General features: G+C 62.6%; 15 protein-coding genes. 7 read left to right on the forward strand and 8 right to left on the reverse strand.

Annotation, left to right across the window (positions count from 1 at the left end; genetic code table 11):
* Positions 1–147: 147 nt before the first annotated feature.
* Together HDE72_RS19975 and HDE72_RS19980 are read left to right on the forward strand one after the other, a co-directional pair.
* On the forward strand, positions 148–1,065 hold the full coding sequence (locus HDE72_RS19975) for a lipase family alpha/beta hydrolase (protein ID WP_183744355.1): 918 nt from the start codon (positions 148–150) through the stop codon (positions 1,063–1,065).
* Between the two features lie 10 nt (positions 1,066–1,075).
* On the forward strand, positions 1,076–1,990 hold the full coding sequence (locus tag HDE72_RS19980; protein ID WP_183744358.1) for a lipase secretion chaperone: 915 nt from the start codon (positions 1,076–1,078) through the stop codon (positions 1,988–1,990).
* Here HDE72_RS19980 and HDE72_RS19985 read toward each other — a convergent pair whose 3' ends face one another.
* Positions 1,991–3,517, reverse strand: coding sequence for an MFS transporter (locus HDE72_RS19985; RefSeq protein ID WP_183744361.1), 1,527 nt, complete (start codon positions 3,515–3,517; stop codon positions 1,991–1,993).
* A gap of 108 nt (positions 3,518–3,625) precedes the next feature.
* On the opposite strand from HDE72_RS19985, the gene HDE72_RS19990 reads away from it, so the two are divergent.
* The gene (locus tag HDE72_RS19990; RefSeq protein ID WP_183744578.1) at positions 3,626–4,477 is read left to right on the forward strand and encodes a LysR substrate-binding domain-containing protein; all 852 of its coding nucleotides are present in this window, start codon (positions 3,626–3,628) and stop codon (positions 4,475–4,477) included.
* Here the strand turns inward: HDE72_RS19990 and HDE72_RS19995 are convergent, their stop codons facing one another.
* The 4 genes from HDE72_RS19995 to HDE72_RS20010 all read right to left on the reverse strand — a co-directional run bounded on the left by HDE72_RS19995 (position 4,478) and on the right by HDE72_RS20010 (position 13,223).
* Complete coding sequence (locus HDE72_RS19995; protein WP_183744364.1) at positions 4,478–7,261, reverse strand: ATP-binding protein; 2,784 nt, start codon at positions 7,259–7,261, stop codon at positions 4,478–4,480.
* 187 nt (positions 7,262–7,448) lie between these two features.
* Entirely contained in the window at positions 7,449–9,455 is a 2,007-nt protein-coding gene (locus tag HDE72_RS20000; RefSeq protein ID WP_311735259.1) for a putative bifunctional diguanylate cyclase/phosphodiesterase, read from the reverse strand.
* An 11-nt stretch (positions 9,456–9,466) separates the two neighbouring features.
* A complete protein-coding gene (locus tag HDE72_RS28015) occupies positions 9,467–11,077 on the reverse strand; it encodes a methyl-accepting chemotaxis protein (RefSeq protein ID WP_183744368.1) in 1,611 nt (536 codons plus the stop codon).
* A gap of 412 nt (positions 11,078–11,489) precedes the next feature.
* A complete protein-coding gene (locus HDE72_RS20010) occupies positions 11,490–13,223 on the reverse strand; it encodes a methyl-accepting chemotaxis protein (RefSeq protein ID WP_183744371.1) in 1,734 nt (577 codons plus the stop codon).
* Positions 13,224–13,550: 327 nt separating this feature from the next.
* On the opposite strand from HDE72_RS20010, the gene HDE72_RS20015 reads away from it, so the two are divergent.
* Positions 13,551–14,486 carry a 5'-nucleotidase gene (locus HDE72_RS20015; protein ID WP_183744584.1) on the forward strand — a complete coding sequence of 312 codons (936 nt, stop codon included), beginning with the start codon at positions 13,551–13,553 and terminating at the stop codon, positions 14,484–14,486.
* Positions 14,487–14,584: 98 nt separating this feature from the next.
* On the opposite strand, the gene HDE72_RS20020 is transcribed toward HDE72_RS20015, so the two are convergent.
* Positions 14,585–16,831, reverse strand: a complete 2,247-nt coding sequence (locus tag HDE72_RS20020) for an RICIN domain-containing protein (protein ID WP_221291330.1) — start codon at positions 16,829–16,831, stop codon at positions 14,585–14,587.
* Positions 16,832–17,334: 503 nt separating this feature from the next.
* Here HDE72_RS20020 and mfd point away from each other — a divergent pair.
* Together mfd and serB are read left to right on the forward strand one after the other, a co-directional pair.
* Complete coding sequence (gene mfd / locus HDE72_RS20025) at positions 17,335–20,778, forward strand: transcription-repair coupling factor (protein ID WP_183744375.1); 3,444 nt, start codon at positions 17,335–17,337, stop codon at positions 20,776–20,778.
* A 55-nt stretch (positions 20,779–20,833) separates the two neighbouring features.
* Positions 20,834–21,676, forward strand: a complete 843-nt coding sequence (serB, locus tag HDE72_RS20030) for a phosphoserine phosphatase SerB (protein ID WP_183744591.1) — start codon at positions 20,834–20,836, stop codon at positions 21,674–21,676.
* A gap of 4 nt (positions 21,677–21,680) precedes the next feature.
* Here serB and HDE72_RS20035 read toward each other — a convergent pair whose 3' ends face one another.
* Positions 21,681–23,549 (reverse strand): serine hydrolase domain-containing protein, encoded by a 1,869-nt coding sequence (locus tag HDE72_RS20035; protein ID WP_183744378.1) that lies wholly within the window; start codon positions 23,547–23,549, stop codon positions 21,681–21,683.
* Between the two features lie 81 nt (positions 23,550–23,630).
* Here HDE72_RS20035 and HDE72_RS20040 point away from each other — a divergent pair, with 81 nt between their 5' ends.
* On the forward strand, positions 23,631–23,993 hold the full coding sequence (locus tag HDE72_RS20040) for a DUF4870 family protein (RefSeq protein ID WP_183744381.1): 363 nt from the start codon (positions 23,631–23,633) through the stop codon (positions 23,991–23,993).
* A gap of 4 nt (positions 23,994–23,997) precedes the next feature.
* Here the strand turns inward: HDE72_RS20040 and HDE72_RS20045 are convergent, their stop codons facing one another.
* The gene (locus tag HDE72_RS20045) at positions 23,998–25,167 is read right to left on the reverse strand and encodes a cystathionine beta-lyase (RefSeq protein WP_183744384.1); all 1,170 of its coding nucleotides are present in this window, start codon (positions 25,165–25,167) and stop codon (positions 23,998–24,000) included.
* Positions 25,168–25,195: the final 28 nt, after the last annotated feature.

The following is a 25,195-nucleotide window of genomic DNA, read 5'->3' on the forward strand; positions in this document are numbered from 1 at the left end:
TAGTGCTACATTTTAAAAACCGAGCGCTCGTTATTTTAACTATTTGACATCACCAACCACATCGTCCGAATGCGGCTGTGACTGTCACAGGCTCCGGTATTTGCTGCAGTTTCGACATTTCCACTATTTCACAATAACGGAGACAAAATGAAGAACCGCTTCTGGCTAGCCCTTTCCTCCCTGATCCTCTCTTTCACCATCGGCTTGCTGCCATCGACGGCTTCGGCCGCCGGCTATACGCAGACCAGATATCCCATCGTGCTGGTGCATGGCCTGTTCGGCTTTGACAAGCTGGGGCCCGTCGACTATTTTTACGGCATTCCCGACGCCCTGCGCAGCGGCGGCGCGCAAGTCTATGTGACCACCATTTCGGCCGCCAACAGCACCGAAGTGCGCGGCGAACAATTGCTGACGCAGGTGCGGCAGATCCTGGCCGCCACGGGCGCAGCCAAGGTCAACCTGATCGGCCATAGCCACGGCGGCCCCACGGCGCGCTACGTGGCTTCCGTGCGGCCCGACCTGGTCGCTTCCGTGACCACCGTGGCCGGCGTCAACAAGGGTTCGAAAGTGGCCGACATCCTCACCGGCGCACCGAATACCAGCGCTGCGATCGGCGATGCGCTGGCCAGCCTGATCGGCATCCTGTCGGGTAACAAGGGCTTGCCGCAAAACGCGGGCGCCTCGCTGGCATCGCTGTCGACAGCTGGCTCGCTGGCCTTCAACAGCCGCCATCCACAAGGCGTGCCCACCACGGCCTGCGGCGAAGGCGCTTACCAGGAACGGGGCGTGTATTACTTTTCCTGGAGCGGCGCGCAGCCCTACACGAATGTGCTCGACATCGGCGACCCTGCCCTGGCCACTATCAGCCTGGCCTTCGGCGGCGCCAAGAATGATGGCCTGGTCAGCAGCTGCTCCAGCCACCTGGGCAAGGTGATCCGCGACGATTACGCCATGAACCACCTCGATGAAGTCAACCAGCTGGTCGGCATCGTCAACCTGTTCGAAACCAATCCCGTCACCGTGTTCCGCCAACACGCCAACCGCCTGCAAGGCATCGGCTTGTAAGGAGACGGCCATGCGCACAAACACGCAACGAGTCGGGATAGGCGCGCTGGTGCTGGTATTGGCAGGCCTGGCTTATTTTCAGCTGCGGCAGGAAGCGCCCCCGCCGCCCGTGGAAAAGGCAGAACCCGATCTGTTCGCGTTTGTGCGCTCGATGGAAGGCACGCGGCCCGACGGAAACCTGACGGTGGCTGCCGGCGAGCAGCTGGTGGTCGACGCGGAGCTGGGCCATCTGTTCGATTACTACCTGGCGGGCCTGGGCGAAAAACCGCTGGCCGCGATCCGCGCCCAGATAGAACTGGAACTGGATAAGCGCCTGGCGCCCGCCCCGGCGCGCGAGGCGAAACGCCTGCTGGGCGCCTACCTGGCCTACAAGCAGGCGCTGGTCGGCGCCGAACAGACTTTGCCGAAATTGAATGACATGGCGCAGGCGGCCAGCGCGCGGCTGCTCGCCATGCGCCAGCTGCGCGCCACTTATTTTACGCCGCAAGAAAGCGCCGGCCTGTTCGGCGCCAGCGACGCCTATGACGACGATGCCGTGGCGCGCATGGCCATTTTGAGTGACAAGAGTTTGAGCGAGGCCCAGCAAAGTGAGCGGCTGGCAGCGCTGGACGCCCGCATGCCGCCAGGGCTGAAAGCGGAACGCGATGCGCCGCTGAAGGTCGTCAAGCTGGAAGATGCAGTGCAGGCGCTGCGCACGCAAGGTGCTGGCGAGAATGAAGTCTACCGCCTGCGCGCAGCCACCTTCACGCCGGAAGCGGCGGCCCGCCTGGCGGAGCTGGACCGCGAAGAATCGCAATGGCAGCAGCGCATCGTGCTGTACCAGGCAGAAAAAGCCCGGCTGGGCCAGGATGGCGAGGCGCTGCAAAGACTGCGCGAGACCAGCTTTACGCCCGATGAGCAGCGCAGGCTGGGAGCGTATGAATAATTACACTGGCAGCGCCGGCTCCGGTGCTGCCCGGTTCGCGCCGAACACCAGCCAGCTGGCCAGGGCCATGCCCCAGGCGCTCAAGCCGCCATACAGCATGACCCAGCCAAAACCATGCGCCAGCGCCATGCTGGCCATCTCGGCGGATACCCCCAACCCTGCGGCAACCTGCCCTGCAGTCAAGGCCAGGGCCAGGTGACGCAGGTGCGCGGCATCGGCCAGCGCCGGATACTGCTCACGCAGCGAAGACAGAATGCCTTGCAAGAGAATAAAGCCCATCAGCGCAATATTGATTGACAGGCTGATCATGCGGGCACTGATGTCGATGCTCGACGCCATGCCGGCGCGCTCGGGCGGCACCGCGCCGGTGGTGGTGTTGGTGACGGGCGTATTGGTCAGGCCCAGTCCAATGCCAGCCAGCAGGCAGCCCGGCAGCATGGTCAGCCAGCTGGCGTGCGCGGCGCTGCTGCCCCAGTACATCAGCAAAAAGCCCAGGCCTATCGTGAACAGCCCGGCCGGAACCACCGTGTCGGGACGATAGCGCAAGGCCAGGCGCTCGCCCAGTGGCGGTACCAGCAGGGTCGGCAAGGTGTAGGCCAACAGCGCCGCACCCGTGCCCACGCTGGCGTAACCGAGTCCATTGCTGAAGTACAGCGGCAAATACATCATGCACGGCCAGAAGCTGAAATTCATGCCCGCAGAACCGAGCAAGGCGCCCGAAAAGCGGCGGATGCGGAACACGGAAAAATCCATCATCGGCTCGCTGCTGCGCCGCTGCACCAGCACGAACAGCATGCAACTGGCCAGCGCCGCAGCCAGGCTGGCGATCACCATGCTGTCGCCAAAACCCGTGGCTGCACCCTGGGTAATGCCCCAGGCCAGGCCAAACACGGCCAGCGACAAGGTGGCGATGCCCGCCACGTCAAGCTTGCGCTGTTGCGTATCGCGCGATTCGACCACGCCGGCGATCACCAGCGCCAGCGACAGCACGGCCAGCGGCGCGTGCACCAGGAAGACCCACTGCCAGTTGGACAAGGCCACGATGGCCGCACCGATGATGGGACCAAAACCCAGGCCGATGCCGAACACGATGCCCCAGGCACTGAAGGCCTTGCCGCGTGCAGCGCCCGACGGGAAATGCTGCGACAGCACCGCCACCTGGCAAATCAGCATGGCGCCGCCAGCCATGCCTTGTAAAAAGCGGCCGGCGATCAACATACTGCTACTACTGGCCAAGCCACACAGCAGCGAAGTGATGCCGAACAGCGCCAGGCTGATGAGGAAAACGCGCTTGCGCCCGTAGCGGTCAGCCAGGGTGCCGGTAGCCATCAGCACGCCGGTGCAGGCGATGGTGTAGGCATTCATGATCCATTGCAAATCCTTGAAGCCGCCATGCAGGACGGCTTCGAGCGTCGGCAAAATCACGGGGACGCTGGAGATTTCCAGGCCAAACATGAGCGAGGCCAGGCAGACGGCGGCCAGGGTGAAAATAGCCTTCTGTGAAGAAGAGCGGGGAGTATGCAGCATCAAGACTTACCTATGGGCGTTATTGGCTGACCATTGTGCGAGCAAGGCTTTAATAATAAAAATGATTTAATTTTGTATAATTCATTCATTTTCATCATGAATGGCGCCATGGACTTCGATCCTGCCTTGCTACGCGCCTTTGTCGCCGTCAAAGAAACCGGCGGATTTACGCGCGCGACCGAAAAACTCCATGTGAGCCAGTCTGCAGTCAGCCATCAGATACGCCGGCTGGAAGAGCTGGCCGGGACAACGCTGCTGGTGCGCACCACGCGCAATGTAAACCTGACCGAAGATGGCGAGGAATTCCTGCGCCATGCCGAACAGATTTTGCGGGCGCACGATGCACTGGGGCGGCGCTTCCAGCGCGCGAACATCGCCGGCGCCGTGCGCTTCGGCGTGCCTGAAAATTTCATGGATGAGCGCTTGCCGCTGCTGCTGACCCGCTTTGCGCAGCTGTTTCCCGCCGTGCGGCTCGATGTCACGGTTGGCACCTATCTTGAGCTGCGCACGCAGGTCGATGCCGGCGCGCTCGATATGGCGGTGCTCATGTCCCTGCCAACAGGCCCGCAGCGGGACCAGTATGAGGGCACGGTGCTGCGGCACACCCGCTTTGTCTGGGCGGCAGCGCCCACGTTGCAATTTACCGGCGACGGCCCGCTGCCAATGGCCTTCGCACCGTCGCCCTGTTTGCACCGGCAAGTCGGGGTCGCGGCCCTGGAAGAAGCCGGCGTGGCATGGCGCATGGCGTTTACCTCGCCCAGCCAGCAAGGCTTGCGGGCCGCGGTGCTGGCAGGCTTCGCCATGACGGCGCTGCCGCAAGGCGACCTGGAAGCAAACATGGTCGTCGTCGATAGCCAATATGGCTTGCCGCCGCTGCCTGCAGCCGCCTTTAGCCTGATCTGCAACAGCAAGGGCCAGGCGCCAGCGGCCATCGCATTGGCCCAGCTGTTGGCGCAATAATCACAACACGCGCAACTCTTCCAGCAAGGCCAGCGCTTCGAGCAGGTCGGCACTGGCGTGGCCCTGCGTGAAAGCGCCGTGGATACCCGCCAGCAGCGCATGCGCATGGCGCGCTTCACCCTGGCTGGCCATCAGGCGCGCCAGGCTGGTGGCGCAGCGCAGTTGCCAGCCCAGCGCGCCCTGCTCGCGCGCCAGCTGCAAAGCCTCTTCCAGTTGTCCGCGCACGCGGGCCAGGCCTGCGCCATCGCCCGGCTCCAGCGCCAGCCAGTCGCGGTGGGCGGCGCGGCGCAGCACTTCGGGTGCGCTCCATGGCGCCTGGCCATTGCGCGCGCGCCGCAGCGCCGCTCCATCGACGGGTGCATCGTGCAAGGTCACCATCACGTCGGCCTGCAGCGGCCAGCCCACGGGCACCGGCCAGGCAAAGGTCACCGGCTCGCGCACGCTGTCGAGCAGGCGCTGATAATTCTCGCCCCAGCTGCTCCAGTACAGCAAGCCATACCGGGCGCCGTGCTCGCGCAGCAGATAGACCCAGGCGCGCGCCAGCACATGCTGGCCACACCACAGGGCGACGGGGATGGCGCCAAAGGCCAAGGCCAGGCAGAGCGACACGCCGTTATGGTCAATGCCCACCATCACCGCTTCGCGCGCGACCGTCAAGGCTTCGTCGCTCTGGCCCATCAACCACAGCGAGCGGCACAGATTGCCGCGCATGCAAACCTGGTAATCGGCCAGCAGCGCACTGTTGAAACCCGTGTGGCCGGCGCCCTGCGGATGCGCCAGTACGGCGCGCGCCAGTGCCGCCGCTGCCGCGTGGCGGCCCAGCATATGTTCGCTGGCCGAGGCCATGCGCGCGTGGATCAGCAGCATGGTGGGATCGTCCTTGCCATCGCACAGGGCGCCAAACTGGTCGGCAAAAGCGGCGGCGCCAAAGAAATCGGCCAGCGCCATGCTGACGATCCACATGCCGCACACCGCCTCGGCGCGGCGCTGCACGCTAGTGATGGACATGGCCAGCACATAGCCGCGCTGGAAGGCGACCACCACTTCCTCGGTGACGCCCATCGTATGCATCAGCAAGTGGCCCAGGGTGGTACGCAGCTGCACTTCGGCTTCCACATCGTCGATACCGTTCAGTTCCATGTATTTCAAAGCCAGCCGCACGCGGCTGCGGTATTCATCCATCAGCGACAGTTGGTAAAACAGCGTTTGGGCCGCGATGGTCAGGCGTATGCCCAGGCGCACATCGCCATCCTCGTCAAAGGCCCAGTCGATGGCCGAGCGCAGATCGTCCACGTGGCAGCAGTAACGCGTGCTCCAGGTGTCGGCCGCCATGCTTTCCCAGTCGTCCGCGATGGTGTCAGCCAGGCCAGCGCAATGGCGCGCATAGCGCAGCGACACATCCGGCCAGGCGCTGCTGTCGGCCAGGCGCTGCGCCGCATAGGCGCGCGTGGTGTCGAGCAGGCGGTAATGCGCCTGGCGACAGCAAAATTCGATGCTGAGCAGCGACTTGGCGGCCAGGTCCGCCACCGTGTCCGCCACGTCGCGCCCCACCACGGCGGCCGCCGACTCAAGCCGGAAGCGGCTCTTGAAGACGCTCAACGCCAGCAGCACGCTGCGCTCTTCCTCGTCCAGCAAGCCATAGCTCCAGTCGAGGGTGGCGCGCAAGGTCTGGTGGCGCAGCGGCGAATTGCGCGGACCGCGCGTGAGCAAACGCAGGCGGTCATGCAACTGGCGCTGCAGTTCATGCAGGCCGAAGTGGCCCACGCGTCCGGCCGCCAGTTCCAGCGCCAGCGGGATGCCATCGAGACGGCGGCAGATGTCGGTGACCACGGCCACGTCGGCGTCTGCCAGCACGAAGCCATCCACCACGGCGGCGCAGCGTTCGCAAAACAGCTGCACGGCCGCGAAATGGCGGGCTGCCAGCGCGTCGGGCAAGACATCGGCCGGCGGCAGTTCCAGCGCCGGCAAGCGCTGCAAGTGTTCGCTCGAGATGCGCAGCGGCTCGCGGCTGGTGGCCAGCAGGTGCAGCAGCGGCGCGCCTTTCAGCAGCGCATCGGCCAGCGCAGCGGCGGCGGCGATCACATGTTCGCAGTTATCGAGCACGATCAGCATGTGGCGGTGCTGCAGATAAGCCAGCAGCGCAGGCATGGGCTCGTGGGCCGGCACGGCCACGCCCAGCGCCGTGGCCAGCGCCAGCGGCACCAGATGGCCCTCGGCCAGCGGCGCCAGGTCGACGAAGCAGACGCCATCGGTGTAGCGGCGCAGCACCCGCGCGGCCAGCGCGATGGCCACCGTGGTCTTGCCGATGCCGCCAGGACCGACGATGCACATCAGGCGCAATTGCAGCAGATTGGCCGCCATCGCCTGCACGGCCTCGCCACGCCCCACCATGCGCGTCAATACCACGGGCAAGTTATGCTGCGGTTCGACTTGCACGCCGGGCGCGGCCTCCACCGGCGCGGCCAGCGACAGCGGCGCCAGGAAACCGTAGCCGCGGCCGGGGATGGTGGTAATGTAGCGCTGCCCGTCGCGGCCATCGCCCAGCACCTTGCGCAAGGCGGCCAGATGCACGCGCAAGGTAGCGTCATCGACCACGGCGTTGGGCCAGACGGTGGCCAGCAACTCCTGTTTGTCGACGATCTCGCCCGCCCGTTCCAGCAAGGCCAGCAGCAAATCCATGGCCCGGCTGCCCAGGCGCAGCGCACGTTCGCCGTCGAACAGCACGCGCTCGAGCGGCAATAGGCGAAACGGGCCAAAGACATAGGCCGGGACGGTGCTGTTCATAGTTCTTGCGCGGAAAAGGTGATTAAAGCAAGGGTGATTAAAGCAAGGTAATTAAAGCTTGCGGGATGCAGGCAGAATGCAAGCGAGCTGGACTAGGAACTATATACTACCGGCTAGTACCGGCATTCTACCGAGCATCCGCTCTGGCTTACATGGCGCCATGTATGCGGAGCTGTTACATGGCCCTTTACATGACATCCGCGAGCGCCGGCCGCCCTTCAGCCAACAAGGCGGCAACAGCGGTGGCCGGTGCCGGCCGGTGCAGGTAAAAGCCCTGCACCTGCTGGCAACCGAGGCGGCGCAAATGGGCCAGCTGCTCGTCGCTTTCCACCCCTTCGGCCACCACTTGCAGCCCCAAGCCCCGCGCCAGCGCAATGGTGGAGGCGACGATCATCGCATCATTGCGGTCGATGGCGATATCGCGGATAAAGGAACGGTCTATCTTCAGCGTGTGTATCGGTAGCATCTTGATATGACTGAGGCCAGAATAGCCGGTGCCATAGTCATCGAGCGAAATGGTCAGGCCCAGCGCGCGCAGACGGCGCAATACAGTCTTGGCCTGCGATATATCGTCGATGAAGCAGCTTTCTGTCACTTCCAGTTCCAGCAAGCCTGGCGCGATGGCATGGTGCGCCAAAGCGCGCATCACCGTTTCCGGCAGCAGCGGGTCGCGCAACTGCTTGGCCGAGATATTGATGGCAACCGGATACAGCGGTAATCCGGCCGACCGCCATTGCGACAGCTGGCGGCAGACGGCGGCGATGCTCCAGTTCCCCAGCGCCACGATGGCGTCCGTTTCCTCGGCCAGGCCGATGAATTCATTCGGGAAGATCAAGCCATGCTGCGGATGGTCCCAGCGCAGCAGCGCTTCCAGGCCCACGATGCGCAGCTGCACCGTGTCGAATTTGCCCTGGTAATGAAAGCAGAATTCGTTGTCGCGCATGGCCGTGCCAAAGCGCCCCTGCAATTCCAGGCTGCGTGCCGACGACAGGTTCAAGGCCATGTCATGGAAACGGAAACCATCGCGCCCGCCCGCCTTGGCGGCCGACAAGGCGCTGTCCGCGCTCGACAGCAAGGCGTCAACACTCTGGCCGTCGCGCGGATACAGGGCGATGCCGATGCTGGCCGTGGCGCTGATCTCGTGGCCGACGATGGCGGTGAAAGGCTGGCGCAGCGCCGCCAGCACGGCCGAGGCGATGGTGGCCACGCGCTCTTCCGACGCCACTTCACTGAGCAGCACGACGAATTCATCGCCGCCCAGGCGCGCCAGCACGTCGTATTCACGCAGCACCTGCTGCAAACGCTGCGCTACCGCATGCAGCAGCGCGTCGCCGGCCAGATAACCAAGGCGTTCGTTAACTTGCTTGAAACGGTCGAGGTCGAGATACAGCAGCGCATAGTGATTGCGGCTGCGGCGCGCATGCAGCAGCTTGCCGCTGGCGCTTTCATAAAAGCGGCGGCGGCTGGCCACGCCCGTCAGGGCATCGTGCGCGGCCAGCTGGTCGGCGCGGCTTTTCTCCTGCGCCAGTTGCAGGCTCAGGGTGATTTGCTCGCCTTCCGCCTGGCGGCGCTGCCACTGCAAACGGCGGCGCGCGGCCAGCAGGATGGCGCCGCCCAGCGCCAGCAGGGCCAGCGACAGCAAGCCAGCCTGCGTCAGATGGCGGCGGCGCACGCCGGCCAGGGCCGCCAGCACCAGCGCCTGGTCCTGGCTGACGCGCACCAGCAAACCGTGGCGGGCGACCAGGCGCTGCTCCAGCAAGAGCGGCATGGCGTGGACCGCCTGGCTTTTCGGCGCCATGGTCGGCACGCCGTTTTCCATGGCCGCCAGCAGCTCGCCACGGTGATTGATGATTTCGATGCGGTCGCGCGCCTTGCTGCTGATGTCGCGGTAAGGGCGCAGGAAAAATGACAGATCAGGCGGCAGCTCGGGCGCGGCGCCGAGCGCATCGTCGAGATGCGCGCCCAGGATGGTCGCCACATCATGGTTTTCGATGCGGGCGCGGTCCAGCGCCTGCTGTGCCTCATCGTCGAGACGGATGGCGGTATAGATCCAGATGCATAACAGCAGACAGATCGTCAGGATGGCGCACAGGACGCTCCAGGCACGGCTGCCACGCCAGACGGCGGCCAGCCACGCCAGGACCAGGGCCAGGCGGGGCGGCCGCGGCGGCACGTCCACAGTTGCGCGCAGCACCACTCAGGCCACTAAGCAGGCAGGCGCAGCATGGCCGGCGCAGCCGGGACAGCAGCGCGCGGCAGCGTGGCCGGCGACTGGCGCAAGCGGAATACGCTGACGATCTGCAGCAGCTTGACTGCTTCGCCTTCCAGCGACTGCGAAGCTGCCGCCCCCTCTTCCACCAGCGAGGCATTTTGCTGCGTCACCTGGTCCATCTGCACCACTGCCTGGCTGATCTGGGCGATACCCGTGCTTTGTTCGGCGCTGGCGGCCGTGATGTCGGCCACCATTTCGCTGACACGGCTGACGGCCTGCACCACTTCCTGCATGGTGGCGCCAGCTTGCGCCACCAGTGCCGCCCCGGCATCGACCTGCTGCGTCGAGCTGGCGATCAGGGCGCGGATATCGCGCGCCGCCGATGCCGAGCGCTGGGCCAGGTTGCGCACTTCCGTGGCGACTACCGCAAAACCACGTCCCTGCTCACCGGCGCGCGCCGCTTCCACGGCCGCATTCAAGGCCAAAATATTCGTCTGGAAGGCCAGCATGTCGATCACGCCGATGATGTCGGCAATTTGCGCCGACGACGTGCTGATCGCTTCCATCGTATGGATCACCTGCCCCACCGCCTGGCCGCCCCTGGTGGCGATCTGCGCGGCGTTGACGGCCAGCGCACTGGCCTGGCGCGCATTGTCGACGTTTTGCTGCACGGTGGAACTCAGTTCTTCCATGGCCGATGCCGTCTGCTCCAGCGAGCTGGCCTGTTCTTCCGTGCGGGCCGACAAATCGACATTGCCGACCGCGATCTGGGTCGACGCGGTGGCGATGGTATCGGTACCGGAACGCACCTGCTGCACGATGTCGAGCAGATTGCCATTCATGATCGATAGCGCATCGAGCAGCTTGCCTGTTTCGTCATGACGATGCTGGCCGAACGACGACGTCAGATCGCCGGCAGCCACCGTCTGCGCCACGCCCAGTGCATATTGCAGCGGTCCGACGATGCTGCGCGTGACCAGCCAGGCGGTGACGATGGAAAAAACGATGGCCAGTGCGCTCAGCGCCAGCATCATGTTGCGCGCTTCGATATATTCCTCGCCCACTTCGACGCCCGCCACTTCCATCCGTTCATGCTGATGCGCGATCAGCGCTTCGAGCGCCGCCATATAGCGCATCTGGTCGTCGCGCACTTCGCCCAGCAGCATGCTGGTGGCCTCGTCGCGCGCGCCCTCGTCGAGCAAGGCCAGCACCTTGTCGCGGCCCGCATTGAAGGTAGCGCGGGCCTGCGTCACGGCCAGCAGCGATGCGCGGCCTTTTTCCGACTGGATGATGCGGTCGAGCTGGGCCAGGCGCTGTTCCGTATCGGCGCCCGCCTTGGCGATGGATTCGCGCTCGCGCGCCAGGTACTGCGGCTCCGTCATCAGCAGTAAATTGCGCGAGGAACGGGCAATCACGTTGAGATTCTTGATGATGTCATTGGCCAGCACGGTCTTCGGGTATTTGTCCTCGACGACGTCGCGCATGCGCGTATCGAGGCCGGACAGGCGCAGCATGCCCAATGCAGCAGTTGCCAACAATAACGCGGTCAAAAAAGCAAACGACCAGCGCAAGCGCGTTCCAATATTCATATCTGCTAACTTCATTCGCATCCTTCAATGTAGTGCATCGATCATGTGCGCCAGGCCGTCATACGGAAGCTGACGACAATGGCTGGCGCAGCCTGCAACCATGGAAGGCCGGGCGCGACAGGCAAACAGGATCAGCCGGGATGCGGCAAAAAGCAGCAAGGCGGGAGCGCGGGGCCGGTGCGGCATCACACCCGCTCCCGACGCATACGTGCTACAAGAACAAGTGTGAGTTATCTGTCAGGCAATGTCTCGTTAAGATTTGCAAAGTTTTGCTTAGGCGACAAACCAGCCATTTTTATAACACTGGTATTTTTGATAAAAAAGTGGTCTGTAACTGGCATTGCTTCAGGAAAGTTTCCGGCCCCGCCATATAAAACGGCCGCACAGGGCGGCCGCAGCACTGTCTGATGATGCAAATTTTACAATATCAAAACACTTCCCATTCGTCTTCCTGCTGATTCTTGCGCGGCGTGGGCACCACGCGCAGCGACGGACGCACCTTGACAGGTGGCGCAGCATGGACGGGGGTAGCCCGCGCACGCTTGAAGGCTTGGAGGGGCACCGGTGCCGGCGCCTTCCCGTCAAGCTTGAAGACACTGACCACCGCTGCCAGCTGGCCGGCCTGTTCCTGCAGCGATTCCGCCGCCGCCGCCGATTCCTCCACCAGCGCCGCGTTCCGCTGCGTCACCTGGTCCATCTGGCTGATCGCCTGGTTGATCTGGTCGATGCCCGAGCTTTGTTCCTGCGTGGCCAGGGTGATTTCGGCCATGATATCGGTCACGCGCTGCACGCTGGCGACGATATCGGCCATGGTGCCGCCCGCCTCGGCCACCAGTTTGCTGCCCTCGTCCACCGCCTCGACCGAGTCGCCGATCAGGGTCTTGATTTCCCTGGCAGCGGCCGCTGAACGCTGCGCCAGATTGCGCACCTCGCTCGCCACCACCGCAAAACCGCGTCCCTGCTCGCCGGCGCGCGCCGCTTCCACGGCGGCATTCAGGGCCAGGATATTGGTCTGGAAGGCGATGCCATCGATCACGCTGATGATGTCGACGATCTTGCGCGAAGAATCATTGATGGCGTTCATCGTCTGCACCACCTTGCCCACCACGTCGCCGCCCTTGACGGCCACGCTGGACGCGCTGCGCGCCAGTTGATTCGCCTGCCGCGCATTGTCGGCATTCTGGCGCACGGTGGAAGTGAGCTCTTCCATCGACGACGCCGTCTCTTCCAGCGAACTGGCTTGCTCTTCCGTGCGTGTAGACAGGTCGAGGTTGCCGCTGGCGATCTGCGACGAGGCCGTGGCGATGGTGTCCGTGCCGCTGCGCACCTGGCCAACGATATGCACCAGGCTGGCGTTCATGTCTTTCAGCGATTGCAGCAATTGCCCCGTTTCTTCTGTCGTCGTCACATCGATGCGGCTGCTCAGGTCGCCGGCGGCCACCGTCTGCGCCACTTGCACGGCGGCATTGATGGGACGGGTAATCGCACGCGTGATGTAGGTGGCGCAAGCGATGCCCAGCGCAGCGGCCAGCAGGGCCATGACCAGCATCAGGCTTTCCGAACGGGTGACGGTAGCCGCGCCATCGGCCACGCTGGTGTCAGCCACGCCCTTGTTGAGCTTGATAATCTCGTTCAAGGTGGCCTCCACTTTGCCGAACGGTCCACGCGAGTCCAGGTATTGCTTGTAGAAATCGACAAACAGCGCCTTCTGCTGCTGTTCATCGTGCTGGCTTGCCAGCGCATTCAAGGTGGCGCCCACCTTGTCGTCATCGTTCTTCCAGACAGTCCATTCATCCTGAAAACGTTTCCACAGCACCACTTCCTCATCCGTCTGCGGCAAGGCCTCGTACAGCTTGCGGCCCTGTTCGATATTGCTCCAGGCGCGCTCGCGCAGGCGCAGCGCCTGGGCAAACTGCTCTTGTGACTGGTAATTGTTTTCATAGATGGCGGCCGTCAGGGTCGCCGCCGCCACCGCCGTCTCGCCTTCATTCATCATCAGCAAGCCCTGTATGGATGGCAAACGCACCACGCCGATTTCATTGACGGCCGTGCCCACCTTGGCGATGCCGGCATAACCGCTGGCGCCCACCACCAGCAAGGCCAGCATCATGATGGCGACCAGGGTCGCCAATTTCCATTTGATCAATAAATTTTTAAACATGGCGAGCTCCTTATAAAGCATGGCAACAATGGACAATCTCGCTGCTGGCCTGTGCTTGCGGCACAGCGGACGTGGGTGATAAAGAAGGTGGCGGGAATGGGACATGGATTTCGTTACAATTGCTTAGATTTGCTATTTGCCAGCATAGAGGAAAACCAGCGTTTTGACTGATACATGGTTGATACAAAACAAGATTTTTTTCCTGCCATGGCTTTTCCCGCCAAAACTGCCCCGAAAATGCGGCCATGCCGGGCATTCCGCTATTGGCTGCAGAGTTAATAGTCGTATAAGATGGCCAGCAAGCAAACAATGAAAACCTTGATAAACATGGCTTATCCTATCGAACACAAACTGGTGATCGGCGTCGCTTCGAGCGCGCTGTTTGACTTGTCCGAATCGCACCAGATCTATCTCGATAGCGGCCCCGAGGAATACCGCAAATACCAGGAAGCGCATATCGACAAGATCTTGCCGCGCGGCGTGGCGTTTCCCTTCATCCGCCGCTTCCTGAACATCAACAAGCACTATGTCCGGCAGTCACCGGTAGAAGTGGTGCTGTTTTCGCGCAATTCGCCGGAAACGGGCTTGCGGGTCATGCATTCCATCGCCCATTACGGACTCGACATCTCGCGCGCCGCCTTCATGACGGGCAAGCCGCCCTACCCTTATTTGCCGGCCTTCAACGCCTCGCTGTTTCTCAGCGCAAACGAAGAAGACGTGCGCAGCGCGCTGGCCTGCAATTCCCCGGCCGGCCTGGTACTGCCCTCGCGCACGGAAGACGATGAAAGCGATGAAGAATTGCGCGTCGCCTTCGACTTTGACGGCGTGATCGCCGACGATGAAGCCGAAGCCGTGTTCAAGCGCAATAATGACTTGAATGAATTCCACGCCCATGAAACCTTGCACATGGGCACACCGCACCGGCCCGGACCGCTGGCCGGCCTGTTCCAGAAGCTGGCGACCATGCAAAGGCTGGAAGAAAAAGCGCAGCGGCGCGATCCTGATTACAAGAAGATCTTGCGCATCGCCATCATCACGGCGCGCAACGCCCCTTCGCACGAACGAGTGGTGACGACCTTGAAAAGCTGGGGCGTGGCGGCGGACGAAACGTTTTTCCTGGGCGGCATGGACAAGTCGCGCGTGCTGGAAGTGTTCAAGCCGCACATCTTCTTTGACGACCAGCTGAGCCACTTGAAATCGGTGGGCGGCAACATTCCCATGGTGCACGTGCCGTTTGGCGTGGCCAATGTGCTGCGCCCATAAAAAAGGCCATGTAAAAACATAGCCATCAAAAACCGGCGCACCGAAGGGGTACGCTGCGCCGGCCTGGTTCGCTTGATTGCGCGACTTAGTTAAGCCGCTTACTGCACCAGCACCGCATTCATCGACGCGGCGTTGGCCGTTGGGCCGAAACCGTTGAGGATGTGGGTGATCTCGCCCACGCCGCCCAGCGAGACGGTGGTCATATTGTGCAGCATCCCACCATTCAGGCCCGATGCCGGAATCTCAAAGGCATTGTGCAGCTTGATATTGGGATTGACGTTGAAGTAGCAATACACGCCCACGCCCCATGCTTCGTGGCTAGTCACGTGATCGGCCACCTTGTAGGAAGCATAGCCATTTTTGTTGCCATCCATCCACTGGGCTTGCGTCGGCACATCATACGGCGCTTCGCTCTGGTAGAAATACACCTTGCCGCGCTCGCCATTCCACAGGGTCTGGTATTTCTGATAGTGCTCGACGGCCAGGCCATAGATGAGGACATCGCTGCCGTTGACGATCAGGCCATAGTCGGCAGGGTTGATCGTCCAGCCATGCGTGACTGCACCTTCTATGCCATGGTCGGCGCGCCAGATCCACAGATTGTCACCGATCACATCATGGCTGTTGATGCGCACGCTGATGGTGGCCTTGCCCTGCGAGGCGCCGCCGACACGCGCGAAGACGTCAAACAGTACGGTAGGATTGGCGATGTGGCGGGTATTGCTGCCAACCGGTCCGACATCGAGCAGCACCGGCGAATTGCTCACGCCAGCATCGAACAGCACGCCGGCAATCGATACGCCGTCGACATCGGCCACCGTCATGGCAGCCTTGCCGGTGGTCGGGATGATGGTGGCCAGGCCCAGGCCCAGCACCACAGTGTTGGCGTTGTTGACACGCACGGTATCGGTCAGATTATAAACGCCTGGGGTCAGCAGCAAATGCTTGCCCTGCGCCAGCGCCGCGTTGATGGTGGCCGCCGTGTCGACATTGGCCTTGGCGATATGGAACTGGCTGATCGGCAAGGATACGCCAGGGCCGGCGCCATTGGTCCAGGTGATACCCTGGCTATTGCTGCGCAGCGCAGGCACGAAGACGCTGTAATTACCCGCCGCATCGACGGTCAGGAAGGGTTTTTCACGCACTTTCGGCGTTTGCGCAATCGTCGTGTTCGGTGGATTGGGGAAACTGGCCACCGGTGAATTCACGTTACCGACGAAAACCATATTCCACACGGCACTGGCCCAGTGATTCCATTGCGAGTTGCGCGCCAGCCATTGCTGCTGGCTTTGCGAATTGACTTCGCCATCGACCAGGGTATCGGACATGAAGCCACCGCTGGACCAGCCGCCATTGTCGGCCAGCGCCAGGTTGCCCTTGACGTGCATGCGGCGCATCGGCGCTGCTTGCGACACGGCCCACATGCTGGTGCCGCCGCTAGGCGTGAGCGAAATGTTTTCTACCGAACGCCAGAAGTTTTGCGTGGCGTTGCCGTTGAACCAGGATGCATCGACCTGTATCGTGCCATTGATATGCGTGTCGTCCGGGCGCGGACCCAGGCCGGCCACGTGGGTATAAAAGCCCACGTTGACGTAGGTGGATGGGTAATTGCCTGGTTTAAACAGCAAGGCATAGCGATTCGTGCCAAACTGGTTGGTACGCTGCTGGCTGTAGACCTGGTCCACTTGCGCCTGGATCGTCGCTGCGCTCATGCCAGGATCGAAGATCTTCACGTTCGGGCCGAAGTCCGGCGCCGTGCCGCCGCCACCTGTCGCCGGCGTCAGTTGCCATTGCTGCCCTGCACTGCCATTGCTGGTGAAAATTTGCACCGGCGTGCCATTGGCGGTGCCCGCATTGCTCACGTGCAGCGCCTTGCCACTGTTTTGATTGATCAAAGTGTAGGTACCGCTGGCATTGGCGTTGATCTGCCATTGCTGCGCGCCCGTGCCATTGCTGGTGTAAATGCCGACCGGGCTGCTATCGGGCGTGGCGGCGCCCAGCACGTCAAGCGCCTTGCCACCGTTCTGGTTCAGCAAGGTGTACGTGCCATTGGCATTGCTGATGATTTGCCACTGTTGCGCGGCCGAGCCATTGGCCGTGGAAATTTCCGTGATGGCACCGTCGTTGGAAGCGCCATTGGCTGGCTGCAGCGCCTTGCCGCTATTCGGATTGACCAGGGTATAGACGGTGCCTGGCGTGATGGCCGCCAGCGCTGCGTCGCCTGAATTGGCCACGCTCTGGGCCAGCAGCTTGCTACTCTGTCCCCCTTCTCCCTGGCCGCCGCACGCGGCCAGCATTCCACCCAGCGCAAAGAACGCCAGGAACTTGCTGATAGTCGTTTTCAAAAGTGTCTCCTCATCGAATGAAGTGGAAAAATACTTGCTGCCATCCTCCCTGTCAGGCCAGGAGGTAAGTTACCGCCACGGAAGCGATCGCTCGTCCCGTGAAGATTCTGTGCAATGAAAACGACAGCCCGGCAAAGCCGGAGATGATCAGATCACGACCTGAGAACAAGGTATCGCGGTCTGTGGAAGCGCTTCCAGTCGCATGCCAAAAAAATTCCAGCGTGTGGAATAGTGGCTAGGGTCTGTGACCTGGCTGGTTGCGGCCCAGGCGCGCAAGGCGCGGTCTCTGGGTAATGATTATTTTTATGCTATGTGGCAACTTTACGCCACGAATTTGCGTCTGTCTAGTGAAAAAAACATTTTTTAAAAAGCAATCCCTTTACTGTGTGAACGCAACTCCCGACAAACGCGGCATGGCTTGCCAAGTACTATAATGATGATTGTCGCTGCGCTGCCGAACCGGCTGGCGCGCACCTCCACCCCATTACTCTGTCATCGCCTGCATGTCATTTGACTTAAAACACTCGTTTCCCAAAGCCGGCAACCGTTTTGCCTTGCCGGCCTTATATGGTTCCTCCGACGCCTGGGCGCTGGCCAACGCCGCGCTGGAACTGAAATCGCAAGGCCGCATGCTGGCCGTGGTGGTGGCGCAGGCCAGCGATGGCCAGCGCCTGCTCGATGAAATACCGTGGTTTGGCGGCAAGCAGCTGCGCTGCCATTTGCTGCCCGACTGGGAAACACTGCCCTACGACGCCTTCTCGCCGCACCAGGACCTGGTCTCCGAACGCCTGGCCACCCTGCACGAAATCGGCAACCGCCAATGCGATGTGCTGATCGTGCCGGCCACCACGGCGCTGGTGCGCCTGGCCCCGCCTTCCTTCCTGGCCGCCTACACCTTCTTCTTCAAGAAGGGCGAGACGCTGGATGAAGCCCGCCTGAAGTCGCAGCTGACCCTGGCCGGCTACAGCCATGTATCGCAAGTGATGTCGCCCGGCGAATACTCGGTGCGCGGCGGCCTGCTCGACCTGTTCCCGATGGGCTCAGCCCTGCCCTACCGGCTCGACCTGTTCGGCGACACGATCGAAAGCATACGCACCTTTGACGCCGACACCCAGCGCTCGCTGTACCCCGTGCATGAAGTGCGCTTGCTGCCGGGGCGCGAATTCCCCATGGACGACGCGGCCCGCACCACCTTCCGCAGCCGCTGGCGCGAACAGTTCGAAGGCGACCCGTCGCGCTCGGTAGTCTACAAGGACATCAGCAGCGGCATCGCCTCGGCCGGCATCGAGTATTACCTGCCGCTGTTTTTCGAAGAAACGGCCACCCTGTACGACTACTTGCCGCCAGACGCCGCGCTGGCGCTGGTGGGCGACATTGACGCCGCCATAGGCCGCTTCTGGACCGATACGCAATCGCGCTACCGCTTCCTGAAAGCCGACCGCGAACGCCCTATTTTGGCGCCCGAAGCGCTGTTCCTCAGCGACGAACAATTCTTCAGCCTGGCCAAGCCCTATCCGCGCCTGGCGATTGCCACGTCCAACGATGCGCTGGCCTCCGAGTTGTCGGCGCCTATCCCCAACGTGGCCGTGAATCGCCGCGCCGACGATCCGCTGGCCAAGCTGCGCAGCTATCTGCTGCAGCCGGGCCGCCGCGTGATGATCTGCGCCGAATCGAACGGCCGCCGCGAAACCCTGCAGCAGTATTTCGCCGAATACGATTTGCAGCTGGCGCCCGTCGAAGGCCATCAGGGCTTTTTGCAATCCGATGCCAAGCTGGTGCTGGGCGTGGCGCCGCTGCATGCCGGTTTCGAGCTGTACACGGCCGATGGCAAGCTCGCCTTCATCACCGAAACGGAGCTGTATGCCGGTTCGGGCCGCCGCGTGGGCACCAAAAAACAGGAAGGCGTGACGCAGGTCGAATCGATGGTGCGCGACCTGTCGGAGCTGAAAATCGGCGACCCGGTGGTGCACATCAATCACGGTATCGGCCGCTACATGGGCCTGACCAGCATGGACCTGGGCGAAGGCGAAACCGAATTTTTGCACCTGGAATACGCCAAGGACACCAAGCTGTATGTGCCCGTGTCGCAGCTGCACGTGATTTCGCGCTACTCGGGCGCTTCGCCCGAAGACGCGCCGCTGCATTCGCTCGGTTCGGGCCAGTGGGAAAAAGCCAAGAAGCGCGCCTTTGATCAGGTGCGCGATACGGCCGCTGAACTGCTCAACCTGTATGCGCGCCGCGCGCTGCGCCAGGGCCATTCCTTCGAATATTCATCACACGATTACGAACGCTTCGCCGACAGCTTCGGTTTCGATGAAACGCCGGACCAGGCCGAGGCTATCCGCAATGTCATCAAGGACATGACGTCCGGCAAACCGATGGACCGCCTGGTGTGCGGCGACGTCGGTTTCGGCAAGACCGAAGTCGCCTTGCGCGCCGCCTTCATCGCCGTGATGGGCGGCAAGCAGGTGGCGATCCTGGCGCCCACCACCCTCTTGGCCGAACAGCATGCGCAAACCTTTGCCGACCGTTTTGCAGACTGGCCCGTGCGCATCGCCGAACTGTCGCGCTTTCGCAGCGGCAAGGAAATCACGCAGGCGTTCAAGGGCATGGCCGACGGCACGCTCGACATCATCATCGGCACGCACAAGCTGCTGTCCGACGACGTGAAGTTTACCCGCCTGGGCCTGGTCATCATCGACGAAGAACACCGCTTTGGCGTGCGCCAGAAAGAAGCGCTGAAAGCCCTGCGCGCGGAAGTCGATGTGCTGACCCTGACGGCTACGCCGATCCCGCGTACCCTGGGCATGGCGCTGGAAGGCTTGCGCGATTTCTCGATTATCGCCACCGCGCCGCAAAAACGCCTGGCCATCAAGACGTTTGTGCGCAGCGAAGGCGAAGCCATCATCCGCGAAGCCTGTCTGCGCGAGCTGAAACGGGGCGGCCAGATCTACTTCCTGCACAATGAAGTGGACACCATCCAGAACCGCCTGGCCATGCTGACGGAGCTGCTGCCCGAGGCGCGCATCGCCGTGGCCCACGGCCAGATGCACGAGCGCGACCTGGAAAAAGTCATGCGCGACTTCGTGGCGCAGCGCTTTAACATTTTGCTGTGCACCACCATCATTGAAACCGGTATCGACGTGCCGACCGCGAACACCATCATCATGCACCGCGCCGACAAGTTCGGCCTGGCGCAATTGCACCAGCTGCGCGGCCGCGTGGGCCGTTCGCATCACCAGGCTTACGCCTATTTGCTGGTACACGACGTGCAGGGCTTGAGCAAGCTGGCGCAGCGCCGGCTGGACGCGATCCAGCAGATGGAAGAACTGGGCAGCGGCTTTTACCTGGCCATGCACGACCTGGAAATCCGCGGCGCCGGCGAAGTGCTGGGCGAGAGCCAGTCGGGCGAGATGACGGAAATCGGCTTCCAGCTGTATTCGGACATGCTCAACGAAGCGGTGCGTTCGCTCAAGGCGGGCAAGGAACCGGACCTGGCGGCGCCGCTGGCGTCCACCACCGAAATCAACCTGCACGTGCCGGCCCTGCTGCCGGCCGACTTCTGCGGCGATGTGCACGAGCGCCTGTCGATCTACAAACGGCTGGCCAACTGCGCCACGCAAGACAAGATCGACGATATTCAGGAAGAGCTGATCGACCGCTTCGGCAAGCTGCCCGACGCCGTCAAGGCGCTGATCGAAACGCATCGTTTGCGCATCGCTGCCAAGACCGTGGGTATCGTCAAGATAGACGTGCATGGCGAAGCGGCTACGCTGCAATTCATGCCCAAGCCGCCTATCGATCCGCTGCGCATTATCGAACTGATCCAGAAAAACCGCCATATCAAGCTGCATGGACAGGACAAGCTGAAGATCAGCGCCGCCATGCCGGACCTGGCCGCGCGCGTCACGCAGATCAAGACCACCATCAAACAGTTGACCGTGTAAACTATCGCAACTATCTACGCCAGGCTGACTAATGACCAATACGACTTCCATCACCATGAATCTGATCTTGCAGGGTCTCGACGGCGACATGGCCAGGCTCGAGCGCATCGCCGCGCTGGCCGCGCCCACGCACATCACGCGCCTGGGCCCCAACGCCGTGCGCTGCGAAAAAATCGCCTACTCGCCAGCGCTGCGCCCCACCATCGAAGTGGCAGCCCACGCGGCCCAGCTGGACGCCACCTATATGATGGGCCAGCGCGAACTGGCCGAATTCAAACTGCTGGCGATGGATATGGATTCGACCCTGATCACCATCGAATGCATCGATGAAATCGCCGACATGCAAGGCTTGAAGCCACAGGTGGCGGCGATTACGGAAGCGGCCATGCGCGGCGAACTCGATTTTTCCGCCAGCCTGAAGCAGCGTGTGGCCCTGCTCGAAGGCCTGGACGCCTCTGCCCTGCAGCGCGTCTATGACGAACGGCTGCAACTGTCGCCGGGCGCCGAGAAAATGCTGGCGGCGGTGCAGGCGGCCGGCCTGAAAACGCTGCTGGTCTCGGGCGGTTTTACCTTCTTTACGGAACGCCTGAAGCAGCGTTTGAACCTGGACTACACGCACGCCAATACCCTGGAAATCCTGGACGGCAAGCTGACCGGCAAAGTCCTGGGCGGCATCGTCGACGCCGAAGAAAAGCAGCGCACGGTGGAACGCGTGTGCGAAGAGCTGGGCATCTCGCCATCGCAAGCCATCGTCATGGGCGACGGCGCCAACGACTTGAAAATGATGGGCATCGCCGGCCTGTCAGTCGCCTTCCGCGCCAAGCCCGTGGTGCGTTCGCAGGCCGACGTAGCACTGAACTTTGTCGGCCTCGATGGCATCCTGACGATTCTCAATTAAACCGCTACAGCTGCCATAACAGTAGTGGCAGCAGTCCCCACCAAGCCAGCACCAGCAGCCATTGCAGCGCCGCCAGCAAGGCGATCCAGTCAAACTTTTCTACCCCATGCGCCTGCTGGCGGCCACGCCAGCAACGGGCCAGGCCGAAGGCCATGGCCAGCGGCAGCGCACCCGTGACGATCGCCAGCAGCACGCTGGCCATCGTCACGTCACCCAGGCGTAAAAAGGACTGGAACACGAAGAACGGCACTGGCAGCAGCAGCGCCAGCACGGACAGCAGCGGCGCAAACAGCTGGTCGCTGCGTTTGAGCTTGCGCCGCACGGCGCGCCACAGGCCCATCAGCAGCAAGTACAGCAAGCCGGCCACGCCCAGCGCCGCACTGCCCCACAAGACCAGCATGCGCAGCATCGACGCCCGTTCATACGTATGCAAGCCATCGCTGAACATATAGCGGCCATCGGCCTGCATCAGCACATGCGATGGCGCGCTGCGGTCGCTGGCGCGGAACAGCAGGCCGCCCAGCGGTTCCAATTCCTTCGGCTGGCCCTGGAAGGGAATCAGGTAGAGATCATCGCCATCCCATTTCAGGCGCACGAAACCGAAGACCGTATCGACCCAGGCCATGCTGCTCATGGCGCCTGGCGATGGCAGGTACACGCCCTCCCAGTTTTCCACCGTGGGGGCCGGCTTGCCCGATGGCGCCGGTCCGCGCAGCGGCAGTTCCAGGTCGCGCATCAGGAGTCGGTTGAAGCGTTCATAATCGGCTATTTCGCTATCGGTATTGAAGGCCACGAAGAAGGCGCTTTTCTGTTCGGGATACACGCACAGCATGGCGCGGAAACCCACCGTCGTGCCGGGGTGGCAAGCGCCCAGTACATTGTGGCGATCGCGCGTGGCCAGCGCCAGGCCATGGCCCGCTTCCAGCCCTGCCAGCGCCGCCTGTGTTCCCACAGGATTGGATAACGCCGCCATCAGCGGCGCGGCGATGAAAGGGCTACCGTGCAGCTGTCCGTCGCCCATCAGGAATTGCGCCAGCTTGCCCATGTCGCCCGCCGTGGTGGTGAACTGGCCAGCCGGCCGCAGATACATGGGCACGGCCGTTTGCGTGATGCCACGCTCAAAGTGGCCCATGGCCAGGCGCGGATCGGCCTGCGGACCCGCTTGCGTGACAAAGGCAAAAGTACTGTCAGCCATGCCCAGCGGCTGCAGCACTTGGGTATCCAGGTAGCGCTCATAGGGCTGGCCGGTGATTTTTTCGATCACCATGCCCAGCAAACCATAGCCCATGTTCGAATAGGCATAGCGGCTGCCCGGGCGCGCATGCACGCGCAGCAGGTTGCTGCCATGGGCAAAGGCCTCGGCCAGCGGGGTATCAGGCAAGGGCTGGCTACTGAACGCTTGCCAGAAGCGCAGGTCATCGAGGCCCGCCGTATGCGCCAGCAAATGGCGCATGCGCACCGGATCGCTGGCTTGCCAGGGATTTTTCAGCGCCAGCTGGGGCAGTATCTGGTCCAGGGGAGTATCGAGCGTGAGCTTGCCCTCGCTGACCAGGTGCAGCACGCCCAGCGCCAGCACCACCTTGGCGACCGAACCTACCTGGACACGCGTATCGGCCTGCATGGGCAAGCCGCTGGCGGCATTTTTCAGGCCGGCGGCGCCCGTGACGATGTTGCCATCGGGCTGCAGCTCGGTCCAGACGGCGCCCGTCAAGCCCTCTTCCTTCAGCCCTGCCGTGATATCGCCGGCCAGGCTGGACTTCGCTTGCTGGGCATATGCTGCGGGCACAGCCAATGCGCATAGCAGGCTTGCGGCCTGCAATACGCGGCGAAAGCGCCCTTGCAGCGGGCTTGCATCTTGTTCGGTTTTCAGCACTGCCACCTCTTTCATCCGTGACTGGCTACGCAAGCTTGCATGGCTTGCTACAATTAAAACTCCAGCAAGCAAGGAGCGACCATGTCACAACAGATTATTTTGGAAAACAACGTCAACCAGGCCAAGACCCTGGCCTGGTGCTTATACCTGATCCATGGCGCCAGCTTCCTGTTCTCGCTGGGCGCCTTTTCCTTCATCCCGCTGATCATCAATTATGTGAAACGGGGCGAGACGGCTGGCACTTTTGTGTACAGCCATCACAGCTGGCAAATCCGGTCCTTCTGGTGGTACGTCGCCTGGGTCGTGGTGGGCGCCATCCTGTGGGTGACCTTGATCGGCATCCCGGCCGCCATCGTCGTCTGGGGTATCGCCTGGTTGTGGAAAGCCTACCGGCTGCTACGCGGCTTCATCGACTTGAACAGCAATACCGCCATGCCGCAGTAAGCCATCATGCCAGTGCGGCGAACGCCTGTTGTATATCCGCGATCAGGTCTTGCGGGTCTTCCAGGCCCACGTTCAGCCGCACCAGCTGCCCGGCTTGCCGCCAGCCCTTGCGCATGACGGCGACCGGATATGGCATCACCAGACTGTTGGCGCCGCCCCAGCTATAACCGATCTTGAACAGTTTCAAGGCGTCGACAAATCGGTCGGTCTGCTGCTCCGTATAGCGCGCATCGAACAGCACCGAAAACAGGCCGCCCGCGCCCGTGAAATCGCGCTGCCAGAGGGCGTGGCCAGGGCAGTCTTCGAACGCCGGATGCAGCACCGTGGCGATTTCTGGGCGGCCCTTCAGCCATGACGCCACCGCGCGCGCACCCGCATCGTGGGCGTCGAAGCGCAGCTTCATGGTGGGCAAGCCACGCAGCACCAGGTAGGCGTCGTCCGCCCCCACGCCCATGCCCAGACGCATGTGCGCCAGCGCCAGGCGCTCGTGCAGCGCCCGCTCGCGCGTAATGAGCGCGCCCATCAGCACGTCCGAGCCGCCCGACTGGTATTTCGTCAGCGCCTGCATGATGATATCCACACCCAGGTCAAAGCCGCGCAGGGCCAGGCCTGCCGACCAGGTATTGTCCAGCGCCACCAGCACGCCGCGACCATGGGCGGCGGCGCAAATGGCGGGCAAGTCCGGCACTTCCATCGTCACGGAACCCGGCGCTTCGGTCCAGATCAGTTTTGTATTCGGCTGTATCAGGGCGGCGATGCCGGCGCCGATCAGCGGATCGTAATAGCGGGCCGTGATGCCAAAATCGTGCGCCAGCCAGCGCCCCAGTTCGCGGTTCGGGTTGTAGACGTTTTCCGGTAACAGAACGTCATCACCGCTTTTCAAGAGGGCGAAATCGGCCATGGCGATGGCCGCCAGGCCCGATGGCGCCAGCAGGCAGTGATTGCCCCCTTCGATCGCCGCCAGCCGCGCCTCCAAAGTAAAAGTGGTGGGCGTGCCATGCAAGCCATAGGTGTAGGCGTTTTTATCTTTCCACTCGCCCGAGCGCATCGCCGCCACGTTCTTGAACAGCACGGTCGATGCGTGGTGTATCGCGTTGGGAAAGGCGGCAAAGCCTGGCGGCGCCTGGTAATCGCTGTGGATCAGCGCCGTCTGCGGAGATTTTTTCTGGGTCATGGCGTCGTCGCAAAATAAAAAAGGCGGA

The organism is Janthinobacterium saanense, from assembly GCF_014200675.1.
In the GTDB taxonomy this organism is placed as follows: domain Bacteria; phylum Pseudomonadota; class Gammaproteobacteria; order Burkholderiales; family Burkholderiaceae_D; genus Janthinobacterium.